The 14,090-nt window shown below is 69.8% G+C and carries 10 protein-coding genes and 2 pseudogenes; 3 read left to right on the top strand and 9 right to left on the bottom strand.

The window, feature by feature from the left end; all coding sequences use genetic code 11:
• Positions 1-380 precede the first annotated feature (380 nt).
• Positions 381-2,633, bottom strand: coding sequence for a LamG domain-containing protein (locus Sm713_RS13745; RefSeq protein WP_249416588.1), 2,253 nt, complete (start codon positions 2,631-2,633; stop codon positions 381-383).
• 256 nt (positions 2,634-2,889) lie between these two features.
• The gene (locus Sm713_RS40365) at positions 2,890-4,716 is read right to left on the bottom strand and encodes a hypothetical protein (protein ID WP_249416277.1); all 1,827 of its coding nucleotides are present in this window, start codon (positions 4,714-4,716) and stop codon (positions 2,890-2,892) included.
• Between the two features lie 693 nt (positions 4,717-5,409).
• Here Sm713_RS40365 and Sm713_RS13740 point away from each other — a divergent pair.
• Positions 5,410-5,751, top strand: a complete 342-nt coding sequence (locus tag Sm713_RS13740; protein ID WP_249416276.1) for a transposase — start codon at positions 5,410-5,412, stop codon at positions 5,749-5,751.
• Between the two features lie 270 nt (positions 5,752-6,021).
• Here Sm713_RS13740 and Sm713_RS41470 read toward each other — a convergent pair whose 3' ends face one another.
• The 5 genes and pseudogenes from Sm713_RS41470 to Sm713_RS13720 all read right to left on the bottom strand — a co-directional run.
• Positions 6,022-6,429, bottom strand: coding sequence for a hypothetical protein (locus tag Sm713_RS41470; RefSeq protein WP_308293189.1), 408 nt, complete (start codon positions 6,427-6,429; stop codon positions 6,022-6,024).
• A 25-nt stretch (positions 6,430-6,454) separates the two neighbouring features.
• A pseudogene (locus Sm713_RS41465) lies at positions 6,455-6,826 on the bottom strand (SDR family NAD(P)-dependent oxidoreductase); the annotation flags it as partial.
• A gap of 286 nt (positions 6,827-7,112) precedes the next feature.
• Positions 7,113-8,147, bottom strand: a complete 1,035-nt coding sequence (locus tag Sm713_RS13730; RefSeq protein ID WP_212909917.1) for an FAD-binding oxidoreductase — start codon at positions 8,145-8,147, stop codon at positions 7,113-7,115.
• 189 nt (positions 8,148-8,336) lie between these two features.
• Complete coding sequence (locus tag Sm713_RS13725) at positions 8,337-8,756, bottom strand: SRPBCC family protein (RefSeq protein WP_212909916.1); 420 nt, start codon at positions 8,754-8,756, stop codon at positions 8,337-8,339.
• Between the two features lie 39 nt (positions 8,757-8,795).
• A pseudogene (locus Sm713_RS13720) lies at positions 8,796-9,602 on the bottom strand (aldo/keto reductase); the annotation flags it as partial.
• On the opposite strand from Sm713_RS13720, the gene Sm713_RS13715 reads away from it, so the two are divergent.
• Both Sm713_RS13715 and Sm713_RS13710 read left to right on the top strand, forming a co-directional pair.
• Entirely contained in the window at positions 9,498-10,055 is a 558-nt protein-coding gene (locus tag Sm713_RS13715; RefSeq protein ID WP_212911986.1) for a LysR family substrate-binding domain-containing protein, read from the top strand. The pseudogene Sm713_RS13720 and the gene Sm713_RS13715 overlap by 105 nt on opposite strands.
• A 736-nt stretch (positions 10,056-10,791) precedes the next feature.
• Positions 10,792-12,447, top strand: coding sequence for a cytosine permease (locus Sm713_RS13710; protein ID WP_212909915.1), 1,656 nt, complete (start codon positions 10,792-10,794; stop codon positions 12,445-12,447).
• 93 nt (positions 12,448-12,540) lie between these two features.
• On the opposite strand, the gene Sm713_RS13705 is transcribed toward Sm713_RS13710, so the two are convergent.
• Both Sm713_RS13705 and ureG read right to left on the bottom strand, forming a co-directional pair.
• Positions 12,541-13,311, bottom strand: coding sequence for an urease accessory protein UreD (locus Sm713_RS13705; protein ID WP_249416275.1), 771 nt, complete (start codon positions 13,309-13,311; stop codon positions 12,541-12,543).
• A complete protein-coding gene (ureG, locus tag Sm713_RS13700; RefSeq protein WP_212909914.1) occupies positions 13,308-14,000 on the bottom strand; it encodes an urease accessory protein UreG in 693 nt (230 codons plus the stop codon). The genes Sm713_RS13705 and ureG overlap by 4 nt, the downstream gene beginning before the upstream one ends.
• Between the last annotated feature and the right edge of the window lie 90 nt (positions 14,001-14,090).

Raw genomic sequence — 14,090 nt, 5'->3', positions numbered from 1 at the left:
AGGTCGCCGTACCCGCTGCAGGCCAGGCCGCCTTGGGTGCCGGGGGGCGAGTCAGGGCCGGTTTCCGCGTCGCGTGGACGGGATGAGGATGCACGGCCAGCGGGCGGTCCGGTTCCGTAACCTCCGGGGCGCCCTTGCCGTGGTCGTGGGCCGTCGCCGGTCCCGCCACGGCCCCCTGCAACAGGCCCGTGACCAGGGTGACGCACAGGACAAGTGCCAGCCACCACCAGCTGCCCGTTCTTCGTCGCCTGCTCATCAGCTACCCATCCGTGTCTGTCGTCTCTCCACCGACGCAGGCCACAGGTGACGGCCAGCGCACTCGTGCGTCCTCGCTGTGCAAGGTCTGCTCGTACGTGCCCGAATCCGGAACCCGGTGCTGCTCATCCCTCAGGAACTTCACTCGGCAGACCCGACAAACCACGGGCAAGTTGTTGGATCTGCTGCTGGTCGAGGACGCCCTGGAACGCCCACACGTCGTCGATCTCGCCCGACCAGTAGTCACCCCAGCCGCCCGCCGACTTCGCCCATCCGACTTGCAGGCTCTTGCTCGCCGGGAAGCCCACCGCGTTGGAAGCCCAGGAGACGTTGTCCGTGCAGGCGGAATCAACGGGGGTACCGTCTTCGTTGGTGTCGCAGACCAGTTGTTCCAGTTGCCCGTTGACGTAGAGCTCCATCTCGCCCTCGAACGAGTCGTAGACCAGGGCGAGGTGGTTCCAACCGCCGTCGTTGAACTCGTCGTACTGCGTGTTGCGCGTCACGGCGACGCGGGCACCACTGACGTCGGACTGGGGCATCTCCACACGCCAGCCAGCCGACACCCGCGGCGTGCCCGGATCTCCGTCGGTGTCGCCACCCGGGTCGTAGGCCAGCTCGAAGGAGCTGTTCACCTCGCCTTCCTGGCTCAGGACCGCGGCCGTCCTGGTCGGTCGCCCGGACGGCGCCAGCGCCCACGCCGTCACGGTGAAGCTCCGGCTGGTGTCGATCGGCACGGAAGCGGTGAAGGCGTACCCGTTCTGGCCGTCCAGGACGAGAGCGCCCGAATCGACGACCCCGGGGGTTGCGATCGACGCGCCTCCGGACAGCGTCAAGGGGCGCCCCCCTGTGACGGATTCGGCAGACGTCGGCGGATTACCCGACGCATCATCCAGTTTCCAACGCCCCTCGATCACCGGGTGGTGCTGCAGGCCCAGGTCGCGGACCTCGTCCTCCGAAAGCGCCCGGTCATACATCCGCACGTCGTCCAGGCCCCCCTGGAAGACGTCCCGGAAGCCGGTCGCGGTCGGTGACGCCCCCAGCGTGACCGGACCGCGGGCCAGCCATGGCGTGGTGAACGACTTCTGCGACTTCAGCTCGCCGCCCACGTACAGCCGTAGCTGCGAGGCATCGGCGTCGTAGACCCCGACGACGTGCGTCCACTCGCCGAAATGGCCGTCTGTGCAGTTGGTGTGGGCCGGGCAAGCCGCGTCGACGGCCTGAGTGATGGGCGCGGTGCTGGTGTCATTGCCCGCGCGCTGGAAGACCCAGCCGCCCGCGGCGGAGGAGTGGTAGATGACCAGGCCGGCCTGGTTGGTGCCGTCCTGGCTGATGGCGGTCATCGGCCGGTCCGGCTTGTCGGTGGGCAGCTTGGCCCAGAAGGAAACCGAATAGCTCTGCACGGTGTCCAGGACGGGCTGGCCGGTCTGTGCATAGCCGTCCGTCCCGTTCAGGGCGAGTGCGGTGCCGTCCTGGCCCGCGCCGCCCAGAGTGGTGCCGCCGTGCAGGGCGGCGCTGACCTTCTGAGCGTGCCCGTCGACCGTCGTGGCGCTCGCATCCTCGTCCATGGACCACACTGCTTTCGCGGGCCGTCCGGTGTCGACGTCGCGCTGGTCGTGGAGCTGGGCCACCTGTGCGTCGTTCAACTGGTAGTCGAAGAGGGCGACCTGGTCGAGGGTGCCGTCGAAGTAGCTGCCGACCGTGCCGTTGATGGAGTGGGCGCCCAGGTGCAGGGACCGCCGCGCGTCCCATGGGGTGGCGGTGTAGGGGGTGGTGGCGACGAGATGCCCGTCCACGTACAGCTTCAGGGCCGCGTTGGCATAGTCGAAGACGCCGACGACGTGCGTCCACTGACTCACCCGCTCGCTCGTGCAGGCCGTGTCACCCGCGGTGCAGGCTGGTTGGACCGCCCTGACCACGCTGGTGCTCGTGTCGGCGAGATAGCGCTCGAAGACCCAGCCACCGGAGGCAGGAGAGTAGTAGATCTCGAAACCGCTGGAGCTGTTGCCGGACTGGGCGATCAGCGTCTCGGACGTCCCGGGGGAGGTGCCGGGCAGCTTGGCCCAGGCCGACACCGAGAAACTCTTCGAGGTGTCCAGCACCGGGGAGACCGTGGCCGCCTCGCCGCTCGCCCCGTCCAACTGGAGCCCGCCACCGGACACACCTTCTGCGCCGGCCTTCGCGCCGGTCGTGAGCGTGGCGGGCCAGGAACCACCCTGCCCGCTCACGCTCGTCGCTCCCGCGTTCTCGTCCAGCCCCCACCTCACCCGCTCCGGCTGCCCGGCACGCACGCGGAAGTAGTAGACGGTCGGCGCGCTGGCGTTGCCCGCCGCGTCGAACGACTGAGCCGTGATGAAGTTGACCCCGGACTTCGCCGGCATGATCGAGACGTTCTTCGCGGCACCCGACGCGGTCGTCACCGCATGGGCGCTGGTGGGGTTGCTGTTGACGCCGAACCAGTACTTGGTCGCGTCGCTCTGGGGCGAGGCGATCGTGAACGTGCCGTAGCGGCCCACCCCGTCGTACCAGGGGTCGTCTGGATCATCGGTGACGGAGGACGGATAGTCCCCGGACGTGATCACCGGCTGCGCGGGCGCACTGGTGTCGTAGCGGATGTTGCAGTCGTGCGCGGACCCCTCATACGACCACGGCGACCACTGCGCCCCGTCGTAGACGCGCACATGCCACCCCACGCCTACGTTCTTCGGAATGCTGGAGGGCATGGTGATGCTGAAGTCGGAGCCCGAGGCCTTCGTCGTCGTCACCGCGGATGTCCAGTGCGCGACGCGGCCCTTGCCATCCCCCGCGTCCCAGGACGCCTGGAACTGCATGGACACCGGGTCGCCATCCGGATCCGTCACATGGCTGGCCCGCAGCACCGGCAGCATCCGTACCGCAACCGCGGACGAGGAGCATGTCCCACCCGGGTTCTGCGTGAGCTGCGACATCCTGATCTCGGTCGGCGGCCGGTTGTACTCCACCCGCATACGCGTCGTCAGCAAAACGCTTCCACGCATACTTATCCGCCTCGTTCTCCGCCTTCAGCCCGAACGTCGTCGTGGACCAGCCGTTCGCCGACGCCTGCTGGACCGCCCGCAACGCCCAGAACTCCACCGTCCCAGCCGGACTGCAGCCGCTGCCCTTCGCCTCGCTGTTCGTCCTGAGCAGGTCCACCCAGAAGCCGTCTGCGAGCTGTGAGTTCCATGTGGTGTCCTTGTTCACCCCCTTCGTCCGGTACAGCTGGACGTTCTTTGCCGTACAGCTGTAGGAGTGCGTCTCGTTCGCCACGAATGTCGCCGCCAGGATCGACTTTCCGATGAACCTCGACGTGGGGACCGAGTAGAACAGCCGTTTCAAGTCCTCCGGCGCACACCGCACATCCCCTGCGCAGTAGCCCATGCCCGCATCCGACTCGCCGTTGAAGCGCCACTGCGGAGAAGACGCCCAGTACCGCGAGACCATCGTCCAGTTCCCGGCCTTCGGCGTGTACCACTGCGGGTCGATGTACACCGGATAGGTCGCCTTCTGCAGCAGCTCCTGGTCCGGCGTCAGCACCAACGCGTCGCCGCCAGAGGCGACATCCACATCGACGGGTGCCACCTGAGACGACGAACCCGGCCCCTCAGCCATGTCCGCGGAGTTCCCTGCTGCCGTGCCGAGCGTCTTCGCACCTGTCGCCGTACGCGCAGATGACTCGCTGGTGGCCGGGCTGGTGCTGGAGTCCCACATCAGCGGCTGCGGTGCCTCGAACACCTCGCCACCCGCACCTGCGTCAACAGCCGCGAGCCCGCCGTCAGCGGTCTCCCCCACCGCGAGACCGTGCGCGTCCATCGCCAGACGCAACGACGCCAACTGCGAACTGGCCGCAGCCTGCGGCGACTTGACCACCAGCACCTGCGAGACACCGTCCACGTCCGCACGCATCTGCAGGTCCACGTCCGGCAGTACGGAGGGATACGTGGCCATGGAGCCGTTGATGACCGGCTGTGGCAACGATGTCGGCCACGACAGGGACAGTCTTCGCCCGGCCTTCTCCAGCGTCACCAAAGGAGTAGAACCCCCGCCCGAGAACGAGGTCGCCACCGTGGACACACCAGGAGCCAAGGACCCGTCCGGCCGCTTGCTCAGAGCGGTGTCGACGTCCTTCCACCCGCCCCCCACCCGGGCACGCACCGGCCGCACATGTTCCACGGCCTCCAGCGCACCGCTCGGCTCGGCATACACCTCGCCCGACTCACTGCGCTGCGACAGCACCTCGACGTTCTTGCCCGTACGAGCCGCCTGGGCCAGCGCCGCATCCTCACCCGCCTCAGCGGCCGCGCCGGAATCACCCGAGACGCCCTCGGCCTCCCCAGCCGATGCGTGAGCGGCGGCGAGCGAGCCCACCGTCGCCGACGGAGCTGCTGCCACCGGAACAGCCGTCGCCACACCCACCATGACCGACAAACCGAGCAACGCATGCACTGCATGCCGCCCATGACTCACCGGACGACGGCCACTCCGACCCCCCACCACACCATCCCTCCACACTCTTCACAGATCTCACCACATCGCAAGATCAGGGTCGGAATCTATGAGTCCAGCGATGGACGCGTCAACAGGAATCAGCGACTCAAATCAGACACATTCAGCGAGACTCCCAACATCGTGACTTGATCAATGACCCACCTATGAACGCTCACACGCACTTCAATGACCCTGAGGAAGCTCGTGGATGTACAGGCGGGAAGGGCAACAGAGCAGACGCCCTCAAGCACGCCCGGACTACGCCCAATGAAGCCCGTAGGGCTTCAAAACAGCTTCACCAGCTGTGAGCTGAGGATTCGTCGAGCGATCAACCTGCTCGACCACATTCGTTGACCAGGCAGCCGACGACTCGTCTGCGTTCGACCCGAACTGCGGGCTGGGAAATGACGTTCGGGTCCCCTGGGGCACGAGTTGGTTTCGGGCGCCGTGGGTCGGTGGCCATCGAAGTGCCGGGCGTGGTCGTGAAGGATTCCCCCTGCGTGGCCCCGGTCGAAGAGCAGCGTGACGCCGTTGGCGCCGCCAAAAGGATCAGCGCCCCGGTAACGGCTGTCGCGATCGCCCATCCACGATCACCATGGCACGAATCCGATTGTCAACGCCCTGCGTCGCCAACTCGCGCGAAACCCTGTCATGGATCTCGAGGATGCCGGAGCCACCGTCGCGTACGTGATTCGGGACCGGGATGCGAAGTTCCCCGCGCTCTTCGATGAGATCCTGGCAGCTTCCGGGATTGAGACCGTGCTCACCGGCGTGCGGATGCCGCGCATGAACGCCCTCATGGAGCGATGGGTCCAGACCTGCCGTCACGAACTGCTGGACCGCACCCTCATCTGGAACGAGCGCCACCTGCGCCACGCTCTCCGCCAGTTCGAGCTGCACCACAACACCCACCGGCCGCATCAAGCGATGCAACAGGCGGCACCCCTGCGTGTGGTCCCCGAACCGATCACCGATCACCGATCACCGATCTGAAGCAAATCTCCCGTCTGGACATACATTGCAGAGACCGGCTTGCCAGACTGATCCATGAGTACCGATATGCCGCCTGACCTGGCCGGATGGAAAAATCGGCAGCCGCAGCGTCGGTGGGGGGCGGCTGGTCGGGTTTGCGTGGCAGGAATCGGCGGGCACGTGCTCAGTACCGGGCACCCGCCTCGGCGGCCGCACCGAACCCGTACGCCCGATTCGATGTCGTCGGGAAACGCGGCCCCCGTCGGCGGCGCGACCGGGACCGCGTGGCCGTCAGTGCCGGGGTGGCGCTTGCGGTTTCAGAAGGTCGCTGAGGCCCAGTCGGCCGAGGAAGGTGACGCGGGCGCGGTCCGCGACTTCGCTCACCGCCTCGGATCCGTCGTTGACCGGATCGACGTGCACCCGGAAGGGGCGCTGTCCGCGCGGAGTTCCGACCACCTCGACGACCGCGTCCGCGACCATGGCCTCGTCTGCGTCCTTGGGCGCGAGGGAGGCCAGCCGGCTCCCGATGTGAGCCATCAGCCCCGGATAACGTGTGTCGTACTCGGCCCTGCGCTCCTCGTCCGCCGACGTGGCGGCCTTGGCGAACAGGTCCGTCCCGGCGAAGGGACCGGGTACGACGATCGATGTCTCGACACCGAATCGGGCAAGCTCGGCGGCGGTAGGACACCGCGAAGGCATCCATCGCGGCCTTGGCCGCGAAATAGGGGGCAAGGTACGGCGGCGTTCCTCCCTTGGTGCTGGACGAGCCGATCCAGAGCACCAGACCCTGCTCCCGGGCACGCATGTGCGGGAGCACCGCCCTGTTGACACGCTGGGTTCCCAGCACGTTCGTGTCCATGATGTCGGCTATCTCTTCGGGAGTGAACGACTCGCTCGGGCCCGCCGCCAGCCGCCCCGCGTTGTGGATCAGAACATCGATCGCGCCCTCCTGGGACAGCACGCTCTTCACCGCGGAATCAACGGATTCCTGGGACCTGACGTCCGGTTCCATCGCTCTGAGAGCCACTTCGTGCTCCCGCGCGTACTCGACGGCCTCGCGGACGGCCCCGGCGTTGCGTCCCGTCGTCTTCCGCATCCCCGCGTACACGGTGTGTCCGGCTCGCGCGAGCGCCCTTGCGGCAGTGCCCCGAACCCGCTGCCCGCGCCTGTGATGACGATCGCGTACCCCATAGAACACTCTCTCTTCGTTCCGATGCCGCACCCTGTCGAGCACGCCAACTGCCTCACGCCAACTGCCCCCGGATCAACCGATACAGCGTGCCCCATCGGGACAACGTTCCTGAGACAGCCGGGGGTTCACACGAGGCGCGCCCGCGCGGTGCGTAGCACGTGGCGACCGACGGGACTTGTCCGGCGCGATGTCAGCGGGCCCCCGGGCGGCAGCGCTCCAGTTCGGAGGCCGGCCTTCCGGTCACGAGTTCGTCTGCGATGAGCCGTCCGGCGGTGGGCGCCAGGCAGATGGCGGAGTGCATGACGGCCACGTAGACGGATCGATCGTGGGTGGCGTACCCGATGACGGGTCCGTGCGCGGGCATGGGGCGGCTGCCGGTGCGGTAGCCCAGCAGGCGGCACTGGTCACCGCCCTGAAAGGCCGTCTTCAGGTGGTGGAGCGTGTCCTGAGCGGCCCGCTCACGTGCTGCTGAGCCTTCGACCTGCGGCACGACCAGCAGGAGGTCGCCTTCCCGGACTTCTCGGACCTCGAAGTCTGGGCATGCCACGATGGTCTTGACCAGGCCGGGCGGTGCTGTGACTCGCGCGAGCGTGGCGGGGGAGGCGGCGATGGCCAGGTCGGCCGGCAGCGGCTCGCAGAGCCCCGGGACGTTGGTGCCGGCGGTGAGCACGACGGTGGTGGCGGCGTGGAGTCCGGTCGAGGTCAGCACTCCCTCGACGCGTCCGTTGGTCACCTGCAAGGAGAGGGCCGAGGTGTCGTGGAGCACCCGCGCTCCGTGGCGGCCGGCGGCTGCCACGAGTGCACGGGTCAGGGCCGTCGGGTCGACGCCGGCGTCGCTCGGGGTGTGGACGGCCTGCTCGGGTGGGTGCCGGAGGTTGGGCTCCAGGGCTGCGATGTCGCTCCGGCCGATGACGAACTGGCCGGGCCCCAGCCGTGAGTCGTCAGTCGGTGTGCGGGCCCAGGACAGCGATCCGGTCCGGCGGAGGGTGACGTCCGGCAGTTCGGCCTCCAGGCGCCGGTAGTCCGCGAGGACGTACTCGCGCAGGTCCCGTGCCCCGCCGGGCCAATCGACTCCGGAGCCGCCGATCCAGGCGAAGGAGTCCCCCGTGACCCCGGTGGCCGGTGCGGGTCCCTGCTCCAGCAGCGTGACCTCGACACCCCGGCGGGCCAGGTGGTAGGCCACGGAGGAGCCGACGATCCCCGCACCGACGACAACGGCTGACATCCAGGTCCCTTCCCGACAGGCCGACGACCGTTCAGGCTGTGGTGACGGCCGCGGCACCACAGTTCAGGTAGGGGCCGGGACGGCGCAACGGGATTTGCTGCGACTCGTTTTGCTCAGCTGGCTTGCACGCCCCCCCCACCGCGGCAGGCGGCAAGGAAGCGGTGCCGCCCGTCCCGCCCCGGCGGTGGATCAGGCTGCCAGGGTGCCGCTCAGGGCGTCGAGGCCGTCGGCGTAGATGGTGTGGAAGAGCGCCTCGGCCTCCTCGTCCGTGGCGCCGGCGGGAGTGAACGTGCCGCTCCACTCCACCCGCGACGCCTCGGGTGAGCCCGGCACCTCGTGCACGGTCAGCGTGGACAGGTAGTCCGTGACGGGGAACGGCGCCTGCTCGATGGCGTAGGAGTAGGACCGCCGTCCGTGGTCGAAGGCCATGAGGCGCTCGACGATGACGCCGCCGTCCTGGTTGGTCAGCCGGCGTACGCGGCCGCCCTCGCTCAGCTCGCTGTGCGGGATGTAGGGCAGCCAGTCGGGCAGGGAGTCGAAGCCGCCGATGAGGCGCCAGACGGCGTCGGGGGAACGGGGGATGTCGATGGTGGCGCTGGTCGCTGCCATGAGGGCGGGTTCTCCTGGTTCTCCTGAGTGGTGATGCGGTCAGACAGTGGGAACCGGCGCGTCGGCCGCTATGAGCTGCTCGGCACGCAGGGCGGCCCAGAACGCTGCGGGCACCTCCTCGGCGAGGGCGGCGGTGTCCTCGGCGATGCGGCTGGGGCGGGTGGCGCCGGGAATGACGGCCGCCGCGGCGGGGTGGGCGAGGGCGAACTGCAGCGCTGCCGCCTTGATGCTCACGCCGTGCTCGGCGGCGAGGTTCTTGATGCGCTCGACCCGGGCGACGATCTCGGCCGGGGCCTTCTGGTACTCGAAGTGCAGGCCTCCGGCGAGAACGCCGGAGCTGTAGGGACCGCCCACGACCATGTCGACTCCCCGCTCGGTGGCGTCCGGCAGCAGGCGCTGCAGGGCGCGGCGGTGGTCCAGAAGCGTGTAGCGCCCGGCCAGAAGGAACGCGTCCGGCTGGGGCTCGTCGAGGTCGAGGGTGAGCTCGATCGGCTCCACCCGGTTGACGCCCAGGCCCCAGGCCTTGATCACGCCCTCGTCCCGCAGGCGCTGAAGGACACGGAACGCGCCCGTGCGTGCGCTCTCGAAGACATCCAGCCACTGGTCGCCGTGGAAGTCCTGGGCGACGTCGTGGACCCAGACGATGTCGAGGCGGTCCGTCCTGAGCCGCTTCAGGCTGTCCTCGATGGAACGGAGCGTGGCATCGGCGGTGTAGACGTCGATCATCTTGTTGGGGCGGCCATGCTCGAAAAGGCCGCCCTTCTCGCCCAGGTCGCGCGCTGCCGGGTCCTGGATCTCGTCGAGGACGATGCGGCCGACCTTGGTGCTCAGCACGTACGCGTCGCGCTCCTGGTCGAGGACCCGCTCCTGCTGGCCGTCCCCGACGCCTCCCCGCTCGCGGGGCGGGCCGATATCGCTCCCGAGGACCTCGCCGAGCTGCCGTGGATCGCCGTGGAAGGCGGCAGCGAGGCCTGGCGGGACGACTTCGTCGCCTCCTGCCTGGCCGTCGGCTTCCGCCCGGACATCCGTCTCGAAGCCCCCGACCCGCTGGCGGCGGTGGGCCTCGTCGCCTCGGGGCTGGGCATGGCGCTGGTACAGAGGAGCATGCTGCCGGGCCGGACCGCGGGCGTGACCACCCGGCCGCTGCCCTGGCTCGGGCAGTCCGTGCGCCTGTGGGCCGCCTGGCACCGCATCGACCTGCGGCCGGTCGTCACATCCTTCCGCGAGACCGTCTTGCGGGCGGGCGCCGACCACGGCCGCCCCGCCGGCGCGGACCCGGCAGGCCCCGGCCTCCCGTAGGCATCGGCAGCCCTGTGCCGTTCGGGCGTCTGAAGGTTCAACGGCCGGCCCGCTCGACCCTGGGCCCTCGCCGGCCCCGCACAGCCGGCCCTGCACAGGCCGGGGCCGCCGAGCGCCGCCGGCGGCCCGCACACTTTTCGGGGGGCGGAATCCTCCTCGGAGGAAGCGCTGACGCCCGGTGAGATCCCGGAAACGAGCGGTTCACCACGGAACGGCCTTGCGGGAAACAAGCGGTTTCTAGTGTGTTCAGTCATGCATGCGGAGCCGTACACGCGACCGGACACCGCGGCCGCTCGGGGAGCGCCTCGTGCGCTCTCCCCGCGCGGGGCGGTCGACGCCCGGCTGCGGGCGGTCGAGCTCGACCGCGCGTCGCAGCCGCATGAGCCGGCCGAAGCGCGGCCGACCTCGCGGTTCGGAGTGGTGCGATCCCCTGATCCCCGGGCGCGCGGCGCCGGCACGGCCGGCGGGCCGACCGGGTGGGCCGGGGCGAATTGCCCGTCACGATCCCCGACCCCGGCCGGCTGAACGGCTCCCACGCTCCCCCGAGTTCCCCGGCGGCCACTCGACGGTCGCCGTGCCGGAACGCGCCCGGCCCGCCACGAGGCAGGCGGCCCCGCACGCCGGCCACCGCTGAATCCCCGGGAGTTCCACTCCGGCCCCTCGACTCCCCGGCCGCCGTCGACCCCAGCCGGGGGCGCCCACCGCTCGCCTCCCCCGCACCTCGAAGGGCTTGACCGTGACCACCACCGACACGGCCCAGACGGCCACAGCGCCGAACCCCGCGACAAGCCAGGCCACCAAGGAGACCCTGGAGGACTACACCCTCCGCTTCGCTCCCCGCAGTTACCGCCGCTGGACCCCCATGGTCGTCGCCGCCACCGCACTCGGCGGCATCGCCTACATGGCCGACTTCTCCATCGGCGCCGGCATCGGCCTGGCCCACGGCACCGGCAACGCGCTCGTGGCGATCGCCGTGGCCGCCGCCGTCATCTTCACCACCGGTGTCCCGCTCGCCTACTACGGCGCCCGCTACAACATCGACCTGGACCTGATCACCCGCGGCTCCGGCTTCGGCTACTACGGCTCGGTCCTCACCAGCGTCATCTTCGCCAGCTTCACCTTCATCTTCTTCGCCACCGAGGGCTCGATCATGGCCCAGGGCCTGAAGCTCGGGCTGGGACTGCCGCTGTGGCTGGGCTACCTGGTGTCCACCTTCCTGGTGATCCCGCTGGTGGTCTACGGCATGAAGGCGCTCAGCAAGCTCCAGGTGTGGACCACACCCATCTGGCTGATCCTCATGGTCGCCCCGCTGGTCTACCTGATCGCCCAGGACCCCGACTCGCTCGACCGCTTCCTCGCCTACTCGGGCACGGACGGCGACTCCGGCGTCAACCCGGCCTCCGTACTCCTCGGCGCGGGCGTGTGCCTCTCGCTCATCGCGCAGATCGGCGAGCAGATCGACTACCTGAGGTTCATGCCGCCCAAGACCGAGGCGAACAGGCGCGCGTGGTGGACCGCGGTGGTCATGGCCGGCCCCGGCTGGGTGGTGCTCGGTGCGCTGAAGCAGGCCATCGGTGTCTTCCTCGCCGTCTACATCCTCGCCAGGGTCGGCCCGGCCGCCGCGACGGAGCCCATCCAGCAGTTCCGCGGCGCGTTCGACGCCATGATGCCGTCCTGGCTGGTCGTCCCGCTGGCGGTGGCGCTCGTGGTCGTCAGCCAGATCAAGATCAACGTGACGAACGCGTACTCCGGTTCGCTTGCCTGGACGAACTCCTTCACCCGCGTCACCAGGCACTACCCCGGCCGTATGATCTTCATCCTGGTGAACCTGGGCTTCGCGCTCGCCCTGATGGAAGCCGACATGTTCAGCTTCCTCAACGACATCCTCGGCTTCTACTCGAACTGCGCGATCGCCTGGGTCGTCACCGTGGCGACGGACATCGGCATCAACAAGTACCTGTTGAAGCTCTCGCCGCTCCGGCCGGAGTTCCGCCGCGGCATGCTCCACGCCGTCAATCCGGTCGGCGTCGTGGCCTTCGTCGCCGCCTCCGGCCTGTCGATCGCCCTGTACTTCCACGCCCTCGGCGACACCCTTCAGCCGTACTCCCCCGTCGCCGCCGCCGTCATCGCCTTCGTCCTCACCCCGCTCATGGCGATCGCCACCAGGGGCAGGTACTACCTGCGCCGCACCCATGACGGCATCGCCGAGCCCCTGCTCGACGCGGAGGGCAATCCCAGTGCGACGACCTACGACTGCCACGTATGCCACCAGCCCTACGAGCGCCCCGACCTGGCCGCCTGCGAGGCTCACCAGGCGATGGTCTGCTCCCTGTGCCTGAGCACGGACGGGACCGGCGACCACGTGCTGCCCGCGCGCACTCCAGCGGTCTGACCCCCGCGACCGAGCGGCGGTCTCACCCCGGTTCGATGGGCGCCCGGCCGCACCTGCTGCGGGAGCCGCCGCCCCACCGCGGGGGTGGGGAGCTCAGATCCGCACCCCCGCCTCCGCGTGACGGGCGCAGGCCTCCGTCTCCGCCCGGAGGACCTCGTCCAGCTGCCTGCGGGCGCTGAGCGCGTCGGGCGCGAGGACGGTGGCCAGCGCGCCGGGGCCGGCCAGCGGAGCGTACGTCGCCGTCTCGCCGAGAAGCCGGACGTCGGCCGGGCGTTCCTCGAACCGGGGCGCGACGAGGACGAGCTGGCCGACGGAGCGGTGGCCGCCGAGCACGGCCGCGTCGTCCCATCCGTCCGGCGCTCCGGTGCCGAAGGCCAGTTCCTGGTCCAGGATCGGCCGGCCCCCCAGACGTATCGTGAGCCTGCTGGCGAGCGTGCCCGGTCGTTCGCCGTGGCGCCCCAACACCAGCTCCTCGCGCAGCACCAGCCGTGCCCCCGGGGCCAGTTCGACATGCGTGTGCATGATCAGGTGACTCCGGCCGGCGCTGATGACGGGTTCCGGAAGCCACCTGAGCACGGCGTTCCCACCGACCCGCATCCGTACGTCGTAGTGCGCGGGTTCCGACGTGCGCCCCGGCAGCGCGATGGTCGCCGCGGCGGAGTCCACGGTCAGGCGTGCCCCGTCGCGCACGTCGACGTCGATCGCGAGCCGGTCTCCGCCGAGGGGCGCGCTCATCGCTCCCACCATGGTGACCTTCGGCTCTCCGGCGCGGGACCGGGTTCGGCGCAACGCCAGCGCCCCCTCCCCGTGGAGCTCGGTGAGTCCGGCGGGAGTGGCGACGACGGCGGCGGATCCGGCGTTCACTCGGCCCAGGCCGCCAGCCGGCCGCTCACCCACCTCACGACCGGGGCGATGCCGTCGGGCTCCTTGAGCGAGGTCATCACGAACGGGAGCGTGCCGCGGCGCTCCCGGGCGTCGCGGGACATCCGATCGAGGTCGGAGCCCACGTGCGGGGCGAGGTCCGTCTTGTTGATCACCAGGAGGTCCGAGTTCGCCACGCCCGGACCGCCCTTGCGGGGGATGTCGTCGCCGCCCGCCACGTCGATCACGAAGATCTGCGCGTCGACGAGGCCCCGCGAGAACGTGGCCGTGAGGTTGTCGCCGCCCGATTCCACGAGGATCAGGTCGAGCGGTCCCACCGCGTCCTCCAGGTCCTCGACGGCTTCGAGGTTCCCGGAGATGTCGTCGCGGATGGCCGTGTGCGGGCAGGCACCCGTCTCGACGGCCTGGATGCGCTCGGGCGGCAGGACCGCCTCGCGCAGGAGGAAGTCGGCGTCCTCGCGCGTGTAGATGTCGTTGGTGACGACGGCGAGCGACCGGCGGTCGCGCAGGGCGCGGCACAGCGCGGCGACGGTGGCGGTCTTGCCCGAGCCGACCGGCCCGCCCAGGCCGATGCGCAACGCACGGCGCGTGCCGTCGGGGCGCCGGGTGCGCGTGACGAGGGCGCCGCCGAGCTCGGCGGGCAGGTACGGGTCGGAGTGGTCGAGATGCATGGGCGCGGCTCCTGTCCGGGAGGCGGGAACGGGAAGACGGGAACGGGGAGATGGGAGCGGGAAGACGGGAACGGGGAGGGGAGAACGGCC

It is taken from the genome of Streptomyces sp. TS71-3, from assembly GCF_018327685.1.
Lineage (GTDB): Bacteria > Actinomycetota > Actinomycetes > Streptomycetales > Streptomycetaceae > Streptomyces.
This window is presented reverse-complemented; position numbering and strand designations above follow the sequence as displayed.